This is a genomic window from Kribbella ginsengisoli, from assembly GCF_039537185.1.
Classification (GTDB): Bacteria; Actinomycetota; Actinomycetes; order Propionibacteriales; family Kribbellaceae; genus Kribbella; species Kribbella koreensis.
In genome coordinates this window covers 728,427-744,109 of the sequence record NZ_BAABAA010000007.1, presented here as the reverse complement: position 1 = coordinate 744,109, position 15,683 = coordinate 728,427, and the positions used below count along the sequence as shown (strand labels likewise).

The window sequence follows — 15,683 nt, the reverse complement described above, 5'->3', positions numbered from 1 at the left end:
TGGGGTGCCAATCGATCCACCTGCCTCCGTGTGGGAGTTCCCGCCGGTCGCGGTCGCTGGTGCCAGCGACGTCGTGGCGGCCGGGGCGGATCTCGAGCCGGGCACCGTGCTGGCGGCGTACAAGCGGGGACTGTTCCCGATGCCGGACAGTCACGGGCCGCTGCTGTGGTGGTCGCCGGTGGATCGTGGCGTGATCGAGGTCGACGGGTTCACGCCGTCGCGGTCGCTGCGGCGAGCGCGGCAGCGGTTCGAGATCCGGGTCAACACGGCGTTCGACCAGGTCATCCGGGCGTGCGCGGATCCGAGCCGGCCGGGGTCGTGGATCGACGACGACATCATCGCGTCGTACACGAAGCTGCACGAGATGGGCTGGGTCCACTCGGTCGAGGCCTGGGACGGCGACGAGCTGGCCGGCGGGCTGTACGGCGTCGCGATCGGCGGGCTGTTCGCGGGCGAGTCGATGTTCCACCACAAGACGGACGGCTCGAAGGCCGCGGTGCTGGGGCTGATCGAGTTGCTCAGCGACAAGTTCGCATCCGAGCGCGTGCTGGACATCCAGTGGGTGACGAGCCATCTGGCGACCCTCGGCGCCGTCTCGATCCCGCGTGAGACGTACGTCCGGCGGGTGGATCGCGCGCTGGCGCTCCCGCTGCCGCTCGCCTTCGGCGGAAGCCTCAGTCGATACCGATGAAGGTGGCCAGCTGGCCGGTCGCGTCCGCGAAGAACTCGTCGGCCGGATCCATCGTGCCGACCAGTTGCCCGAACAGCTCGAAGCTGACCATCCCGTAGAGCTGCGTCAGCGCGATCATCGCGCGAGCCAGCACCTTCAGCGGTACGCCGGGCGCGAGCTCGGCCAAGACGCCGAGCTGCTCCACCATCAACCCGCTGGGCTCCGGCGCGTCCTCAGGCGGAGCCAGTACGCCGGAAGCCTGCGCCTGACCCAAGATGCCGAGCAACGCGATCGCCACCCGGCCGGCCGGCTCGATCGTGCTCTCCGGAGCCTTGTACCCGGCGACCGGCGAGCCGTAGATCAGCGCGTACTCCTGAGGGTGCTTGATCGCCCAGGTCCGGACCGCACGGCAGACGGCGAGCCAGGCTTCACGGGGAGTCCCGGCGTTCTTGGCTGCTGTCTCGGCTGCGAGGCCCAGCGCGTTGTACGCGTCGATGATGAGCGCGGTGAGCAGATCGTCGCGGCTGGGGAAGTACCGGTAGAGCGCCGACGAGACCATGCCGAGCTCACGCGAGACGGCCCGCAGTGACAGCCGCTCGGCGCCCTCGGTGGCGAGCTGGCGGCGCGCGGCGTCCTTGATCTCGTGGGTCAGCTCGGCCCGGGCTCGGTCACGGGCGGTCCGTCCGGCGTTCATACCGGCAGTCTGCCATGATCACCGAACTAAATCGAGAGCACTGCTCTTGACTCGCGTGTCGAAGAGGTGTTCACTGGTCACAACAGAGAGCACCGCTCTCGCAAACTGGGAGGCGATCCTGATGCAGGAGTACAACGACAAGCGAGTAGTGACCACCGGCCGCGGCAGCATGCTGGCGATGAACAAGGTGGTGGCCGCCCTGACCAACCTCGGCATCAGCCTGATGGGCAGCCGGGTGCTCTCGGTCCAGGGCCGCAAGTCCGGCGAGTGGCGGAGCAACCCGGTCAACCTGCTCGTCGTCGACGGCCAGCGCTACCTGGTCGCGCCGCGCGGTCACGTCCAGTGGGTCCGCAACCTGCGCGCCAGCGGCACCGGCACCCTCCGCGTCGGCCGCCGGGTCGAGACGTTCCGCGCCGAAGAGCTCGCCGATGCCGACAAGCCCGACATCATCCGCACCTACCTGAAGAAGTGGGCCTGGGAGGTCGGCGCCTTCTTCGGCAAGGACGTCCGCAAGGACTCCCCGCTCGAAACCCTCCTCCACGTGGCCCCCGGCGTACCGGTCTTCAAGATCCACACCGTCTGAGTCCTCACACTTCGTACTGGTCGGGCAGGCGAAGGTTGGGGCCACCGACCTGAAGACCAAGGGGAGTCGCCCGGCCCTTCGGTTCCTCCCACTCCTCCTGGCGGCCGAGCACGGTGAGGTCGAGGTAGCGGTACATGTTGTGGAACTCCTCGATCCCGCGGCCGAACGTCGAGTAGGTGTGGAAAACCTCGTCACCGACCCGCAGGAACGCGCTGATCCCGGGCATCTCCTCACCGTTCATGTCCGGCGTCCACGGCCCGTTCGTCCACGGCGTACCGACGTCAGCCACCTCGTCCTGAGTCCGGTAGTGCAGCACCACGGGCGCTACCCGATCGTCGAGCGTGGCGTGGAAGTCGTAGTTGAAGTCGCTCCCGTACGACGAGTACCAGGGAAACGTCCAGCCCATCCGCTCGCGAAACGCGGCCAGCTTCTCGTACGGCGCACGCGACACCGCCACGAGTGAGGTGCTGCGTACGTACAACTGCCTGAGCCGGCCGATCCCGTCGGCCGCGGAGCTGCAACTCGGACAGGCGTCTTCCCAGTCCGGCGCATACATGAAGTGATGCATCACCAGCTGCGGCCGGCCGTCGAACAAGTCGGCCAGCCCGACCTCGCCCTCGGCGCCCTGGAAGCGATAGTCCTTCTCGACCCGGACCATGGGCAGCCGCCGTCGCTCGGCGTTGACCTCGTCCCGAGCCCGCGTCACCGCCTTCTCCTTCTCCAGCAGCGCCCGCCGAGCCGCGAACCATTCGTCCTGCCCGACCACGGGCGGCAGATTCCCCATTTCACTCCTCCTCGGTCTCCCCGTCCTCGTTCCCCACGACCCGCTTCTCCAGTACTCCGGAATCACCCGAAATCGGCTCGGGGCAGCTCGGGGCAGCGGGTTCGGGCGTGTCGGAATCGCGCTTCGGCCGGGTCGGATTGGGTTTGGCGGGCCGGCGGAGGTGGGCTTGGCGGTAGAGGTTGGCGGCGATGTTGGCCTTGAGGTCGGCGCGGGTCCAGTCGTGGTCGAGGGCTTCACGGGCGTACCAGAGGCGCAGGGTGGGGCTGTCGAGGAATTGCAACAGAGTCAGATGGTGGTACCAGGGCAGCGCGGCGAGTGGACCGCGGGCGTACGCCTCGTGCGGCCAGGCCTCGGCGAAGGCTCGCATGTAGCTGAGGTTGCGGACCGAAAGCCCTTTGTGCGCGGGGAAGCGGGCCATCAGGTCGGTGGAGAGGTGGACGAGGCAGCGGCTCGTCCAGTCGGGTTTCTGCTGCCAATGCAGGATCTCCCGGCCGATCGACCAGTGGATGAGCAAGGGCTCGCGGTCTGTGGCGAGGTGGGCGGTGATCGTCTCGAGGAAGGCCGGGTACCAGGACGGCATCGAGGGCCTGGCGGCGGGAATCGGAGTCATGCCAGACAGGATGTGACCGAGGCCGGCGGCGACACGAAGGCCTTCGGCGGGCAGCTTGGGGCAAGATGGCGGCATGATCTCGCAGGAGGAATTGAAGGTCGCGCCGAAGGTCTTGCTGCATGACCACCTCGACGGTGGGTTGCGGCCGCAGACCGTGGTCGAGCTGGCGGCGGAGGTCGGGCACAAGCTGCCGCGGACGGACCCCGGCGAGCTCGGGCAGTGGTTCGTCGAGTCGGCCGATTCCGGGTCGCTCGAGCGGTACCTGGAGACCTTCGACCAGACCGTCGCGGTGATGCAGAACGCCGAGGCGATCAAGCGGGTCGCCAGCGAGTGCGTACAGGATCTGGCCGCCGACGGGGTCGTGTACGCCGAGATCCGGTACGCCCCGGAGCAGCACCTCACCGCCGGGCTCAGCCTCGAGCAGGTGGTCGACGCCGTCCGGGAAGGGTTCGAGGACGGCATGGCCCGCGCTGAGCGGCCGATCGTCGCGCGCCAGCTGCTGACCGCGATGCGGCACCAGGCCCGGTCGATGGAGATCGCCGAGCTGTCGATCGCCTATCGCGACGGCGGTGTCGTCGGCTTCGACATCGCCGGCGCCGAGGCCGGCTATCCGCCCACCCGGCACCTGGACGCCTTCGAGTACCTGCAGCGCGAGAACGCGCACTTCACCATCCATGCCGGCGAGGCGTTCGGGTTGCCCTCGATCTGGCAGGCGATCCAGTGGTGTGGCGCCGACCGGCTCGGTCACGGCGTACGGATCATCGACGACATCTCGTACGACGAGAGCGCGGGGCTGGACGGCAAGGTGGAGCTCGGCCGGCTGGCGGCGTACGTGCGCGACCGGCGGATCCCGTTGGAGATGTGCCCGAGCTCGAACCTGCAGACCGGCGCGGCCGACTCGATCGCCCAGCACCCGATCGGCCTGCTCGCGAAGCTGAAGTTCCGGGTCACCGTGAACACCGACAACCGGCTGATGAGCGGTACGTCGATGAGCCGCGAGCTCGCCCTGCTCGCCGAAGCCTTCGACTACGGGCTGGCCGACTTCCGCTGGTTCGCGATCAACGCGATGAAGTCCGCGTTCATCCCCTTCGACGAACGCCTCGCGATCATCGACGGCATCATCAAGCCCTGGTACGCCGAGACGCTAAACAAATAGACGCCGAGCCCCAGTCCGCAGCAGCATCGACGGCATGACGACCAAACAGATCCGCTTCGTGGAGTTGTCCCCGACGACGATGGCCGCGTTGCTCGCGGACGATCTGGCCGCGGCCGGCCGGGAGGCCGGCGTCGCGCTGACCGAGTTGTTCACCAACGACGAGTCGAAGTGGCTGTGGAACTACCGGATCGCCCAGCTGGAGGACGATCCGGAGGCCCAGCGGTGGATCGTCCGGGCCGCCGTCTCCGAGCCCGAAGGTGTCGTGATCGGCCACGGCGGCTATCACGGCCCGCCCGACGAGAACGGCATGGTCGAGGTCGGCTACACCGTCGACGCGGCGTACCGGCGGCAGGGCTACGCGAAGGCGATCCTCACCGCACTCATCGAGCGGGCCGTCGAAGAGCCCGGGGTGAAGATCGTCCGGGCCTCGATCAGCCCTACCAACTCGGCCTCGCTCGCGACCATCGCCGGCTTCGGCTTCCTCGAGGCGGGCGAGCAGTGGGACGAGGAAGACGGTCTCGAGCTGCTCTTCGAGCGGGCCGTCTGAATACTTGACATCGGATACCCGTGAACTAATACTCGATTTCGAGTAATCGAGATCGAGGAGTCGACGCATGGCCAAGCGCAAGGTGGCGAACCCGCTGGCGTTCGCCGTGCTCGGCAGCCTCGGCGAGCGGCCGATGCATCCGTACGAGATCTCCACGATGCTCAAGACCCGCGGCAAGGACCTGAGCATCAAGCTCAACTACGGCTCGCTCTACTCGGTCGTCGCGGCGCTGGAGAAGAACGGGTTCATCGAGGCGGTCGAGACCGTGCGCGACGGCAATCGCCCGGAGAAGACCGTCTACGCGATCACCGCCGCCGGCCGGGACGAGTTCGCCGACTGGCTGGCGGAGCTGCTCGGCAGCCCGGAGCGTGAGTTCAGCCAACTGGAAGCGGGCCTGGCCTACCTGCCGGCGTTCTCGCCGGACCGGGTGGTCGAGTTGCTCGACCAGCGGATCGAGGCGCTGGCCGCCGAGGTCGAGAAGCTGGAGACCACGCACGCGGAGATGGCATCGCACAAGTTCCCGCGGATCTTCTGGGTCGAGTCCGAGTTCCGGCTGGCCCTGGTGAAGGCGGAGATCACCTACACCCGGCAGCTGGTCCGGGCGATCAGGACCGACGAGCTGGAGGGTTCCGCCTTCTGGCGCAAGGGTTTCGAGGCCGTCGAGAAGTACGGCATCCAGCCCGCCGACCTGTTCAAGGATCCGGTCAAGTACTTCGGAGAGGAGCTTCCCTGGCTGCAGGAGATCCCACCGGAAGCCAAATAGGCACGGCCCCCGACCAGGGCGCGGCAACGCCGAGGTCAAGGGCCGCAGTTCCTCGAGTCGATCCCGCAAGCGAGACCTGACACCCAAGGCGCACTCGTCAGGATAGCCGGGTCGACTCCTCATCACTCAGCAAGAGGAGTCACGTCACCATGGCACCACCCCCTGCCCTCGAGGCAGCAGAACTGGTCAAGACCTATCCCGCCGGCCGCAAGAAGCCGCCGCTGCGGGCGCTCGACGGGCTGAGCTTCACCGTCCCGGAGGGCGTAGTGCTGGGGTTGCTCGGGCCCAACGGCGCGGGCAAGTCCACCACCGTCAAGATCCTCACCACGCTGTCGCGGGCCGACTCCGGCACCGCGCGGGTGGCCGGCTTCGACGTCGTCAAGCAGCAGGCGGAGGTCCGGCACGCGATCGGCTACGTACCGCAGAAGTCCAGCTCCGACCCGATGGCGACCGGCGTCGAGAACCTCGTCCTGTCCGGCCGCGTCTACGGCCTGTCCAGGCAGGAGTCCGTACGCCGGGCAGCCGAACTCCTCGCCCGTTTCGACCTCACTGACGCCGCCAACCGCCAAGTACGCACGTACTCAGGCGGCATGCAGCGCAAGCTCGATGTCGCTCTCGGACTCGTCCATCGCCCGCGCGTGCTCTTCCTCGACGAGCCGACCACCGGCCTCGACCCGGAAGCCCGCGCGGACCTGTGGACCGAGGTCGAGCGACTCTCCGGCACCGAAGGCCTCACCGTCCTGCTGACGACCCACTACCTGGAAGAGGCCGACCGGCTGGCCGGCCAACTCGCGATCGTCGACCACGGCAAGATCGTTGCCGAAGGCACTCCCGAGGCGCTGAAGGCCGAGCTGCGCGGTGACTCCGTCCAGGTCGAGCTGGTGGACACCGATCTCGACGGAACCGTTCAGAAGCTGTTGAGCACCCTCCCCGGCGTCGGCGAGATCGTTGTCGACGGCAACACCTTGCGAGCCCGCGTCGACCGTGGCGCGACGGCGGTTCCCGCGGTCCTGGGAGCCCTTGAGGAGAAGGCGATTCCGGTCACCGCGGTGACCGTGTCGAGGCCGTCGCTGGATGACGTCTATCTGCAGTACACGGGTCGTTCGTTCAAGACGGCGGACAAGGAGCAGGCGGCATGAACACACTGACGGCAGAACGAGTCGCCACCCGGAGCGCGGTCCGCCGCGGCGGCTTCCTCACCCACACCGGCTTCATCACGGGCCGCTGGCTGCGAGCGCAGTACCGGTCTCCTGCTCTGATCGCCTTCACCTTGGTGCAGCCCGCGATCTGGCTATTGCTGTTCGGGCAGCTCTTCAAGGGCGTCGTGGCACTGCCTGGGTGGAGCGACTCGTCGTACATCGCGTTCCTGACCCCAGGCATCGTGATGATGACTGCCCTGATGACGAGCGGCTGGAACGGCACCACCTTCATCGCCGATATGGAACGCGGCGTCATGGACCGGATGCTGACTTCACCGGTCCGCCGCGGCGCCCTGATGGCCGGCCAGTTGATCAGCAACGGCACCACCACGGTCATCCAGACAATCCTGGTCTTCGCCATCGGCTTCGCAGCCGGCGCCCGCTACGACGGCGGCGTCCTCGGCTACGTAGTCACCATCGTCGTCTCGATGCTGGTAGGCACAGCCTTCGGCTCCCTCTCCAACGCCGTAGCCCTGCTAACCCGCCAGCAGGAAGCATTGATCGGCATCTCCCAATTCATCTCCCTCCCCCTGACCTTCATGTCCTCGATCATGCTCGACCCCAAACTCGCCCCCCACTGGGTAGCCGTAGCAGCCCGCTACAACCCAGTCGACTGGGCCGCCATCACCGCCCGCCAGGCCCTCTCAGCCACCCCCGACTGGACCTCAGCCCTCCACCACGGCCTCTACCTACTGACCTTCACCCTCATAGTCGGCTACCTCTCCACCCGAGCCTTCCGCACCTACCAACGCTCGGTCTGACGAAGACCCTCGAACTGTTCCCTCCGGCAGCCGCCGCAGGGTGCAGTTCGAGATGGAAAGCTGGGGCAGTGAGTGTGTAAAGTAGGCAGCAGCCTAGGCAATAGCCGTGGGAAGTGAACCCGGGAGCCGTCCGGACGGTCGGTCGCCCGGGTTTCGCGCGTCTGGGCCCTCAGGGCTCGATGTCCCGGAGCCGGACATCCCCGCACCGGCGCTTCCAATCGCCACCCCGCCCAACAGCCCAAGCAACAATGTCAGGCAGCCACAGCAACGGTTCGCCAGCCGGCGCCGAATGCAGATAGCTGAAGCGCTCCTCCGCCTGGGCCTTGACCACCATCTCGCGAATGACCTGGTTGTCCTGCCGGTCCTGGTCACAGGACTCGACCACCATCCGGGAGACCCCGAGTTCCTCGATCAACTCAGGCACCATCACCCGGATGCACTCGTCCCTGGTTCGTCGCTCGGACCGGCCGTCGAGTTTGGCGCGGTAGATCCGGGTCTCGATCTCCAGTTGGGCGACCACGCTGAGGATCTCCCGCCGTCTTCCGTCGCTCTCGTGCTTCATGTGGATACGTCGTTGGCCGGGCTTGCGCAGGCTGCGGAGAGTTCGCCGGGCCGGAGCGAGGTCGGTTGGCAGCAACACCACCGCGCAGAGCAGGTAGCCGCCTCTGGAGGATTCGTCGACGAAGGCATGGGCGGGCATGATTCGTCAACGATAGAAGGGATTGCGGGCCTCACCAAACCGACGGGAAGCTGAGCTGTCAGCGACGTCAGCTGGCGGTTTGAAAGGTTCGGCGGTAGTCCTGCGGCGGCACTCCGACCACTCTGCGGAAGTGGTGTCGTAGCAGGGCTGCGGTGCCGAAGCCTGCCTCGGTGGCGATTTGTTCTATGCCTAGGCGGGTTTGTTCCAGCAGGGTTCTGGCGTGCAGGACTCGTTGGGTGGTGACCCACTTCAGGGGAGTGGTACCGGTTTCGGCGACGAAGCGGCGGGCGAAGGTTCGGTCGGACATCTGGGCGCGGCGGGCCAGGTCGGGGACGGTGTGTTCGATGGTGAGGTTGTCGACCATCCAGTCCAGGACGGGCTGCAGGCTCTCGCCGGACGATTCGGGAACCGGTACTTCGACGTACTGGCGCTGGCCGCCGTCGCGTTGCGGTGGGACCACCATCCGGCGGGCGATCCGGGTCGCCACTGCGCTGCCGAGCTCGCGGCGGACGAGGTGGAGGCAGGCGTCGATGCCGGCGGCCGTACCGGCGCTGGTGATGATGTCGCCGTCGTCGACGAAGAGCACGTCCGCGTCGAGTTTGGCCAGCGGGAACTGCTCGCGGAACTTGTCCGCATACCGCCAGTGGGTCGCGCAGCAGCGTCCGTCGAGCAGCCCGGCCATCCCGAGCACGAAGGCGCCCGAGCAGACCGTCAGCAGGATCGCGCCGCGTTCGTGCGCCTTGCGGAGCGCGTCCAGGATGCGTTCGTCGTACGCGCCCCGCCAGGTGGTGGCCGGCAGCGCGACCAGGTCGGCATCCTCCAGCTCCTCCAGCCCGTACGGCGCGATCACGGCCGAGTGGCTGCTCGTGCTCAGCGGGACGCCCGGGGTGGTCGAACAGACCTTGAAGTCGAAGGCCGGTACGCCGTCGTCGGTCCGGTCGATCCCGAACACCTCCGACAGCACGCCGAACTCGAACAGCGCGACGTCCTCCATCAGCACCACAGCGATCTTCCGCAGCATGCGCACCAGTATGGCAGTAATTTGTGGATGACTGTCAATAGTGCCAATTGTGGCTGGATGTAGTTGGTAGCATGATTACTGCCATGAACGGAATCATCGTCCTCGCAGTACTCGCGCTGGTAGTCATCGCGGCTCTCGAAGGCAGCAGCAGGCGGAACGCCACCGGGCTCGGACACGCGCCCGACGGCACCTGGGTTGCCGACGACCGCGACCTCGCCAGGTCCAAGCTCGACCTGCTCGCCCTCGGTGGCGCGGCAGAGCCGTTCTCCCACAAGCCCGTCGCCAACACCGGCAGCGTCGTCAGCATCCGTCGCGCCCGGGTCCTTCACTCGCACGGCCGCCACGCGGCCTGACAGCTAGCACCACAGTGGCGGGGAGGTTCACCCTCCCCGCCACAGCTGTGTACTACGGGCAGGTGCCGTTCACCGGCGTCGCCAACCCGGTCCACATGAACGCGTCGCTCACCCAGGTGCCGTCGCTCAGCCGGTTCCACAGGCTGGTGGTCCCCCAGCGGCCTGTGTGCGACGTGCCGTTCTTCGAGCAGGAGATGTTCACCGTCGTCCCGTCGGCCACACTGCCGGCCAGCGCGTAGTTGGTACCCGGCCCAGTCCGCTTGTTGACGGTAGTACCGCCGAACGAGTCGATGATCCCCTGCGTGAAGCCCAGCGCTCCGTAGTTGTACAGCTGCTGCCCCGGGCTCCGCAGTGTGCTCCCATGCAGAGCAGTGCCGTTGTACGCCGACGCTGCGTTCTGGAAGACCCAACCGCCGACGTTGTGCCCGGCGATCCCGACATACGCGCTGTTCTGCCGCAGGGCGAAGTGCACGTGGTTGCCACTGGCCGAGCCGCCGCACGACACGTCCGTACCGATGTTGCCGAGGAACGTGCCCTCACTGACGGCCAGTCCGTTCGCCGCGATGTTGTTGAACATGTGGTAGTAGTCCGTGGCGTATCCGCGGTCGTGGATGACCCGGATCCAGCCCTTCCCGTTGCCACACATCGTGTACGCCGTACCGCCGCGCGCCGCGAGCACCTGGCCGTTGCCGCCGGCCAGGTCCACTGAGCTGTACGGCGTATCGGTACCGGCCCAGCCGTGCGGGCCGCCCGGCATGCTCCAGGAAGCGCCGGTCGCGAACGGCAGCCGCATGCCGGTCCGGAAGTCGCCACCAGCCGCCTGCGGAGCGAAGGACTGCCCGAAGAGCTGCTTCTCCTTCGCCGACACCACTGGGGACGCAGCGGCCAGCTCACTGAAGGCACGCTCGCCTTCGAGCCCGACCTGCCACTTCCCGTCGACCAGCCTGGCTGCGAACAACCACCCCTCGGGATGACTGTCCTGCCCCTTGGGCGCCAGCGAAACGGTAGTACCGAAGACCGAGTCCGTACCGGCGCCCCGAGTCACATTGACCTGGATCCCAGCCGTCTTGGCCTTACTCGACTTGGCCAGATTGACCTTGGCCGTCACCGCCTGCTGCAGATCCTGCTGCGGCGCTTGCGCGGCCGTGGCAGGCACAGCCAAAACTCCCGCAAACAAGCCGGAACCAAGCACAACTGCCCAGCGCCGACGCGAGTTGAACGTCATAACAGACCTCCTGATGGGACGGAACAGGATTGGTGGCTCGAAGCTATCGATCGACTACGGAGCGTCGGTTATGTTGTGGGCTGGATGCCGTCCAGAGACTGTCCACTGGGGTGAGGTGAGGCAATGGACAGCTCCGCCCTGGCCGCGCTCGGCGCTGCCATGCTCCGCTCCCGCCTGTCCCGCGGCTTGTCGCTCCGCCAGCTGGCCGCCCGCCTGGGCATGCAAGGCCACGGCGGCCTCTCCGACTACGAAAAAGGCCGCCGCCTAGCCCCGGCCGATCTGATCGAACGCTACGAACAACAACTTCAGATAACCGACGGCCAACTCACCGCGCTCCGCGCGGCCGCTCTCGCTGAGCGCGCGGTGCAGAAAACAGAACCGCAGTGGGCGTCAGGTGCAGCGGGCGGGGACGGGGAGGGAAGTGGGCGAGGCGTAGCCGGGCCAGGTGCGGGCGAGATCGGGCGCGGGTGGCGGGAGGAGGCGGGGCCGGGCGGCGCCGCCGGAGACGAGGCCTGGCGGCCGGCCTTTGCTATTGCGGAGTTGCCGGCTGCGCCGGCGGACTTTCAGGGGCGTGGGCCGGAGGTGGCTCGGCTGTTGGGGGCCGCTGCGGATTGTTTGGCCGGCGGTGGGCCGGTGACGGTGGTGGTGGCGGGGCAGCCGGGGGCGGGGAAGACGTCGTTGGCGGTGCGGGCGGCTACGCATGCGTTTGCGTTGGGGTTGCGGGATGCGCAGTTCTTTGTGGAGTTGGGGTCCGCCTCGCCTGGGGTGGTGTTGCATCGGTTGTTGCGGGCGCTGGGTGTGCCGGATGTGCAGTTGCCGCCGGATGTGGCGGGGGCAGCAGCGATGTTCCGGTCGCGGCTGGCGGGGCGACGGTGCGTGCTGGTGTTGGACAACGCGCGGGATGAGGCGCAGGTACGTGCGCTACTGCCTGGACCAGGACCTGTACTAGTTGTTGTTACCAGTCGTCAGCGGCTGACCGGCTTGGCCGGTGCCCGGCGGGTGGACCTCGCAGAGCTGGCCGAGGACGACGCGCAAGCGCTGCTGACGGACATAGTCGGCAAGGCGCGTGCAGCCGCCGAGCCAGAAGCCGTCGCCGAGGTAGTCGCCGCCTGCGGACGCCTACCGCTCGCAGTGCGCATCGCCGGGAACAGACTCGCCTGCTGGCCCGACTGGTCGATCGCACACCTCGCCGAGCTGCTCAGAGACGAGCAGAGCCGACTAGGCCGACTCACCGCCGGCGACCTGGCCGTACGAAGCGCATTCGCCTTGTCCTACAGGGAGATCTCGCCAACGGCCGGCCGGCTCTTCCGTCGACTAGTACTCGCCCCAGGCGCCGACTTCGAAGTACAGGCAGCTACTGCTCTCCTCGGCGCACCAGCCGAAAGCGCCTTGGAAGAACTAGCCGGCGCAAGTCTCATCGGACTAGCAGCGATCCCCGGCCGCTACCGCATGCACGACCTGCTCCGCCTCTACGCCTCCGAACTCCTCCAGGAGGAGGGCCAACGAGCAGAAGCCGAATACGCCTTGTTTGCATGGCTTTTCGCCCAGGCGCGAGCAGCTGCAGCCGCACTGGCCCCAGAGTCGTCCGACTACCCCGGCGGCCGCCCAGCCGCCTTAGCCTGGCTCGACGCCGAGGCAGGCGCGCTGCTGGGCGCAGTACGGCGTACCGGTGAACGCCTAGACGGCGAACTCGATCCCCTCCTACGAGACCTCACCCAACGCATCCCCTGGTACTACGACCTGCGCTGCCGCTGGTCCGACATGGTCGAAGTCGCCAACCACGCTCGAGTCGCCGCCGACCGCTCAAACAACCTGGCAGAGCGCGCTTTCGCCCACAGCATGCTCGGGCTAGGACAACTCGGCCAACACCAGTACCGCGCAGCCCTAGCCTCCTGCGAACTCGGCCTCAAAGACGCCAGAGCAGCAGGACTAGCCGCCGAGGAAGCAGAACTCTTCGGCCGCCTAGGCCTCGCCTACGAAGGCCTAGGCCGGTACGCCGAAGCAGAAGCCCGCCATGCCGACCACGCGGAGCAGTGTCGAGTACTAGGCGACCAGTGGGGCGAAGCAGCCGCAATAGGCCGCAGATCCCACGCCCTGCAGATGCTGGGCAAGCACACCGAAGCAGCAGCCTGCCTCCGCCGAGCCCTGAAGATGCGCTCCGAGCTAGGTGATCAGCGAGGAGTCGCCATGGCCGAGTACCGCTTCAGTGCCCTCCGCAACGACCAGGGCAATCACGAGGAAGCCCTGCAACGGGCCCGCCGAGCTCTGGCCGTCTTCAAATCCCACGACGACCAGTGGGGCACCGCAGTAGCCCACTACGAACTAGGTCGCTCCCTAGCCGGCTTAGGCCGCCTCCGCGAAGCAGCATCGGCGTACCGGACAGCAGTGAAAGGCCTGGACGAGGTAGGCGAATGGCAACGCCTGGCCGAAGCCTCCGCCGCCCTCACCGACGCACAAGCTCGCGTCTGAGCACCAAGCCGGCGGCTGCCGGGCGGCGGTAAGAATCTGTCAACCAATTCGACTCAGATCGAAAGTTGACCCCATCGGTTGGCAGGGTGGATGGTCCACCCCGACTGACGGAGGATCACTTGATGGAGCGCAGGACCCTACTTCTCGGCCTGGCGGCGGCACCCGTGGTGGCGGCTCTCGGACAGCAGCAGGCGCAGGCCGCGGCGACGGCGAGCTACTACGTCGGCACCACCGAGCAGACGCAGAACAAGGTGATGGTCTTCGACAAGAACAAGGCGTTCAGCGACGCTAACCGGCACTGGAGTTTCAGTCCGGGCGGCGGGGCCTGGGCCAACCTGTCGGATGTGAAGTTCCGGGCGACCGAGGCGCAGGGGTGGATTGCGCTGGTGGCCGCGTCGGGTGGCAAGGCCGGGATCGTCAACATCGGCAGCGAGAAGGACACCGAGCTCAACGACCTGTCCTGGTCGGCGACACCGGGTGGCAACCCGCACGCGATCGAGCGCGTACCCGGCAACGGCTCGGTGGTCGTCGCCAGCTCGGACGGCAAGCTGACCGTGTACGCGCCGAGCAGTGTCGGCAACCTGGGCAGCCTGGCGAAGGTACAGACCATCGACTACGCCGGCGCGCACGGCGTGCTGTGGGACCCCACCTACGAGTTGCTCTGGGTGGTCGGCAAGAACCGGTTCAGCCACTACGCGGTGACCGGCAGCAAGCGCGCTACCAGGCTCAAGTACGCCGCGCACTTCAGCCTGGGCAGCGGAAACCTCGGCCACGACCTGCAGCCCGACTACACCAACAAGCAGAAGATGTTGATCACGGCAACAAAGGGTGTGTACGAGCTGCTCACCGACGGCGGTACGTTCCGGAGCCGGCAGATCTCCACCGAGCGCAGCGTGAAGTCGTACGTGAAGCACTCGTCGGGCGAGGTCGTCTCGATCAAGGGCGACGGCACCCAGCCGCGTGACTGGGCCAACAAGACTGTCCGCTTCTCCGCGTCGCCCGACCGGACCCGCACGGGCGCACAGTTCTACAAGGCCCGGATCTGGACCACCGCCTTCCAGTAAGCCGGTGCCGTTGGGGTAAAACCACAGGCGTGGCCCGGGGAAGCTGTGCCACAGTCGGGCTCATGGACGACTACCGCACAGTGAACCGGGCCAGCTGGGACGAGCGGGTGCCCGCGCACGCCGCGTCTCCCGACTACATGCTGGACAAGTTCGCCGACCCCGAGTTCCTGAGCCAGGTCGTGCAGTTCGACCTCCCGCGACTCGGCGACATCGCCGGGCTACGGGGCGTGCATCTGCAGTGCCACATCGGGACCGACACGGTGTCGCTGGCGCGGCTCGGGGCGCGGATGAGCGGGCTGGACTTCTCCGGGCCGGCCATCGAGCAGGCCCAGAAGTTCGCCGACGGGCTCGGGCACCAGATCGACTTCCACCAGGCCGATGTGTACGACGCGGTCGAGGTGCTCGGCGAAGCGCAGTACGACCTGGTATTCACCGGGATCGGTGCGATCGGCTGGCTGCCGAGCATCCAGCGCTGGGCCGACGTGGTGGGCGCGCTGCTCAAGCCCGGCGGGCGGCTGTTCATCCGCGAAGGGCACCCGATGCTGTGGTCGCTGGGCGTCTCGAAGACGAGCGGTGAGATCGTCCTCGACGCGCCCTACTTCGAGACCGAGGCGCCGCAGGTCTGGGACGAGGGCGGCACCTACGTCGAGACCGACACCGAGTTCAGCCACAACACCACCCACGAGTGGAACCACGGACTCGGGGAGATCTTCACGGCGCTGCAGAAGGCCGGCCTGGACGTCACCCACCTCGAGGAGCACGACAGCGCTCCCTGGGATCCGCTGCCCGGCCACATGACGCGCGACGAGCAGGGCGAGTGGCGCCTCACGGATCAACCGGAACGTCTCCCCGCCACCTACACCCTGCAAGCGCGCCGCCGGCAGTAGCTGTCCAGCTAGGTGCCTAGTGAGCGCTCCGGCGCTGCTGCACCTTCTGGAACATCTCCTTGGCCTTGCGCTGGTTCTCGGGCTTGCTGAGCTCACGCTGTGCGACCTGCAGCAGCTTGGCGACCACAGCGCCCTTGACCAGTGTCTTCACGAAACCCATTGGGGGCCTCCTTCTCTCCTGCCTACGACGTTAGCGG

General features: G+C 67.3%; 18 protein-coding genes. 11 read left to right on the top strand and 7 right to left on the bottom strand.

The window, feature by feature from the left end:
• The first annotated feature begins 4 nt into the window (after positions 1-4).
• Positions 5-691, top strand: coding sequence for a leucyl/phenylalanyl-tRNA--protein transferase (gene aat, locus ABD768_RS27040; protein ID WP_343966724.1), 687 nt, complete (start codon positions 5-7; stop codon positions 689-691).
• Here aat and ABD768_RS27035 read toward each other — a convergent pair.
• The gene (locus ABD768_RS27035; RefSeq protein ID WP_344845190.1) at positions 675-1,364 is read right to left on the bottom strand and encodes a TetR/AcrR family transcriptional regulator; all 690 of its coding nucleotides are present in this window, start codon (positions 1,362-1,364) and stop codon (positions 675-677) included. The genes aat and ABD768_RS27035 overlap by 17 nt on opposite strands.
• Positions 1,365-1,485: 121 nt before the next feature.
• On the opposite strand from ABD768_RS27035, the gene ABD768_RS27030 reads away from it, so the two are divergent.
• Positions 1,486-1,947 carry a nitroreductase family deazaflavin-dependent oxidoreductase gene (locus ABD768_RS27030; RefSeq protein WP_344845188.1) on the top strand — a complete coding sequence of 154 codons (462 nt, stop codon included), beginning with the start codon at positions 1,486-1,488 and terminating at the stop codon, positions 1,945-1,947.
• 4 nt (positions 1,948-1,951) lie between these two features.
• Here ABD768_RS27030 and ABD768_RS27025 read toward each other — a convergent pair whose 3' ends face one another.
• Both ABD768_RS27025 and ABD768_RS27020 read right to left on the bottom strand, forming a co-directional pair.
• The gene (locus tag ABD768_RS27025; RefSeq protein WP_344845185.1) at positions 1,952-2,731 is read right to left on the bottom strand and encodes a DUF899 domain-containing protein; all 780 of its coding nucleotides are present in this window, start codon (positions 2,729-2,731) and stop codon (positions 1,952-1,954) included.
• A gap of 1 nt (position 2,732) precedes the next feature.
• Positions 2,733-3,341 (bottom strand): DUF1016 N-terminal domain-containing protein, encoded by a 609-nt coding sequence (locus ABD768_RS27020; protein ID WP_343966734.1) that lies wholly within the window; start codon positions 3,339-3,341, stop codon positions 2,733-2,735.
• A 73-nt stretch (positions 3,342-3,414) separates the two neighbouring features.
• Between ABD768_RS27020 and ABD768_RS27015 the strand changes: the two genes are divergently transcribed.
• The 5 genes from ABD768_RS27015 (at position 3,415) to ABD768_RS26995 (ending at position 7,767) form a co-directional block, all read left to right on the top strand.
• On the top strand, positions 3,415-4,497 hold the full coding sequence (locus tag ABD768_RS27015; protein WP_344845182.1) for an adenosine deaminase: 1,083 nt from the start codon (positions 3,415-3,417) through the stop codon (positions 4,495-4,497).
• A 34-nt stretch (positions 4,498-4,531) separates the two neighbouring features.
• Positions 4,532-5,044, top strand: a complete 513-nt coding sequence (locus tag ABD768_RS27010; RefSeq protein ID WP_344845179.1) for a GNAT family N-acetyltransferase — start codon at positions 4,532-4,534, stop codon at positions 5,042-5,044.
• A 67-nt stretch (positions 5,045-5,111) separates the two neighbouring features.
• Complete coding sequence (locus ABD768_RS27005; RefSeq protein WP_343966740.1) at positions 5,112-5,807, top strand: PadR family transcriptional regulator; 696 nt, start codon at positions 5,112-5,114, stop codon at positions 5,805-5,807.
• Between the two features lie 149 nt (positions 5,808-5,956).
• Positions 5,957-6,946 carry an ATP-binding cassette domain-containing protein gene (locus tag ABD768_RS27000; RefSeq protein WP_343966743.1) on the top strand — a complete coding sequence of 330 codons (990 nt, stop codon included), beginning with the start codon at positions 5,957-5,959 and terminating at the stop codon, positions 6,944-6,946.
• Positions 6,943-7,767 (top strand): ABC transporter permease, encoded by an 825-nt coding sequence (locus ABD768_RS26995; RefSeq protein WP_344845177.1) that lies wholly within the window; start codon positions 6,943-6,945, stop codon positions 7,765-7,767. The genes ABD768_RS27000 and ABD768_RS26995 overlap by 4 nt, the downstream gene beginning before the upstream one ends.
• 169 nt (positions 7,768-7,936) lie before the next feature.
• Here the strand turns inward: ABD768_RS26995 and ABD768_RS26990 are convergent, their stop codons facing one another.
• Together ABD768_RS26990 and ABD768_RS26985 are read right to left on the bottom strand one after the other, a co-directional pair.
• Positions 7,937-8,467 (bottom strand): hypothetical protein, encoded by a 531-nt coding sequence (locus ABD768_RS26990; RefSeq protein WP_343966747.1) that lies wholly within the window; start codon positions 8,465-8,467, stop codon positions 7,937-7,939.
• 67 nt (positions 8,468-8,534) lie between these two features.
• Positions 8,535-9,488: a GlxA family transcriptional regulator gene (locus ABD768_RS26985; RefSeq protein ID WP_343966749.1), complete on the bottom strand. Its 954-nt coding sequence runs from the start codon at positions 9,486-9,488 to the stop codon at positions 8,535-8,537.
• Positions 9,489-9,571: 83 nt separating this feature from the next.
• Here ABD768_RS26985 and ABD768_RS26980 point away from each other — a divergent pair, with 83 nt between their 5' ends.
• Complete coding sequence (locus tag ABD768_RS26980) at positions 9,572-9,841, top strand: hypothetical protein (RefSeq protein ID WP_343966752.1); 270 nt, start codon at positions 9,572-9,574, stop codon at positions 9,839-9,841.
• A 52-nt stretch (positions 9,842-9,893) separates the two neighbouring features.
• Here the strand turns inward: ABD768_RS26980 and ABD768_RS26975 are convergent, their stop codons facing one another.
• Positions 9,894-10,997, bottom strand: coding sequence for a peptidoglycan DD-metalloendopeptidase family protein (locus ABD768_RS26975; RefSeq protein ID WP_344845173.1), 1,104 nt, complete (start codon positions 10,995-10,997; stop codon positions 9,894-9,896).
• Between the two features lie 192 nt (positions 10,998-11,189).
• On the opposite strand from ABD768_RS26975, the gene ABD768_RS26970 reads away from it, so the two are divergent.
• The 3 genes from ABD768_RS26970 to ABD768_RS26960 all read left to right on the top strand — a co-directional run bounded on the left by ABD768_RS26970 (position 11,190) and on the right by ABD768_RS26960 (position 15,486).
• Complete coding sequence (locus ABD768_RS26970) at positions 11,190-13,535, top strand: tetratricopeptide repeat protein (protein WP_344845170.1); 2,346 nt, start codon at positions 11,190-11,192, stop codon at positions 13,533-13,535.
• Between the two features lie 122 nt (positions 13,536-13,657).
• Positions 13,658-14,599 (top strand): DUF6528 family protein, encoded by a 942-nt coding sequence (locus tag ABD768_RS26965; RefSeq protein WP_344845167.1) that lies wholly within the window; start codon positions 13,658-13,660, stop codon positions 14,597-14,599.
• A 62-nt stretch (positions 14,600-14,661) separates the two neighbouring features.
• Complete coding sequence (locus tag ABD768_RS26960; RefSeq protein WP_343966759.1) at positions 14,662-15,486, top strand: class I SAM-dependent methyltransferase; 825 nt, start codon at positions 14,662-14,664, stop codon at positions 15,484-15,486.
• A gap of 16 nt (positions 15,487-15,502) precedes the next feature.
• On the opposite strand, the gene ABD768_RS26955 is transcribed toward ABD768_RS26960, so the two are convergent.
• Positions 15,503-15,646, bottom strand: a complete 144-nt coding sequence (locus ABD768_RS26955) for a hypothetical protein (RefSeq protein ID WP_185441943.1) — start codon at positions 15,644-15,646, stop codon at positions 15,503-15,505.
• Between the last annotated feature and the right edge of the window lie 37 nt (positions 15,647-15,683).

Excerpts from the sequence above, each read along its gene's own strand:
- ABD768_RS26960 (WP_343966759.1), top strand. The coding sequence starts at position 14,662 with ATGGACGACTACCGCACAGTGAACCGGGCCAGCTGGGACGAGCGGGTG.
- ABD768_RS26990 (WP_343966747.1), bottom strand. The coding sequence starts at position 8,467 with ATGCCCGCCCATGCCTTCGTCGACGAATCCTCCAGAGGCGGCTACCTG.
- ABD768_RS26980 (WP_343966752.1), top strand. The coding sequence starts at position 9,572 with ATGAACGGAATCATCGTCCTCGCAGTACTCGCGCTGGTAGTCATCGCG.
- ABD768_RS27020 (WP_343966734.1), bottom strand. The coding sequence starts at position 3,341 with ATGACTCCGATTCCCGCCGCCAGGCCCTCGATGCCGTCCTGGTACCCG.
- ABD768_RS27010 (WP_344845179.1), top strand. The coding sequence starts at position 4,532 with ATGACGACCAAACAGATCCGCTTCGTGGAGTTGTCCCCGACGACGATG.
- ABD768_RS27025 (WP_344845185.1), bottom strand. The coding sequence starts at position 2,731 with ATGGGGAATCTGCCGCCCGTGGTCGGGCAGGACGAATGGTTCGCGGCT.
- ABD768_RS26965 (WP_344845167.1), top strand. The coding sequence starts at position 13,658 with ATGGAGCGCAGGACCCTACTTCTCGGCCTGGCGGCGGCACCCGTGGTG.
- ABD768_RS26970 (WP_344845170.1), top strand. The coding sequence starts at position 11,190 with ATGGACAGCTCCGCCCTGGCCGCGCTCGGCGCTGCCATGCTCCGCTCC.
- ABD768_RS27015 (WP_344845182.1), top strand. The coding sequence starts at position 3,415 with ATGATCTCGCAGGAGGAATTGAAGGTCGCGCCGAAGGTCTTGCTGCAT.
- ABD768_RS27035 (WP_344845190.1), bottom strand. The coding sequence starts at position 1,364 with ATGAACGCCGGACGGACCGCCCGTGACCGAGCCCGGGCCGAGCTGACC.
- ABD768_RS26955 (WP_185441943.1), bottom strand. The coding sequence starts at position 15,646 with ATGGGTTTCGTGAAGACACTGGTCAAGGGCGCTGTGGTCGCCAAGCTG.
- ABD768_RS27005 (WP_343966740.1), top strand. The coding sequence starts at position 5,112 with ATGGCCAAGCGCAAGGTGGCGAACCCGCTGGCGTTCGCCGTGCTCGGC.
- ABD768_RS27000 (WP_343966743.1), top strand. The coding sequence starts at position 5,957 with ATGGCACCACCCCCTGCCCTCGAGGCAGCAGAACTGGTCAAGACCTAT.
- ABD768_RS26985 (WP_343966749.1), bottom strand. The coding sequence starts at position 9,488 with ATGCTGCGGAAGATCGCTGTGGTGCTGATGGAGGACGTCGCGCTGTTC.
- ABD768_RS26995 (WP_344845177.1), top strand. The coding sequence starts at position 6,943 with ATGAACACACTGACGGCAGAACGAGTCGCCACCCGGAGCGCGGTCCGC.
- ABD768_RS27030 (WP_344845188.1), top strand. The coding sequence starts at position 1,486 with ATGCAGGAGTACAACGACAAGCGAGTAGTGACCACCGGCCGCGGCAGC.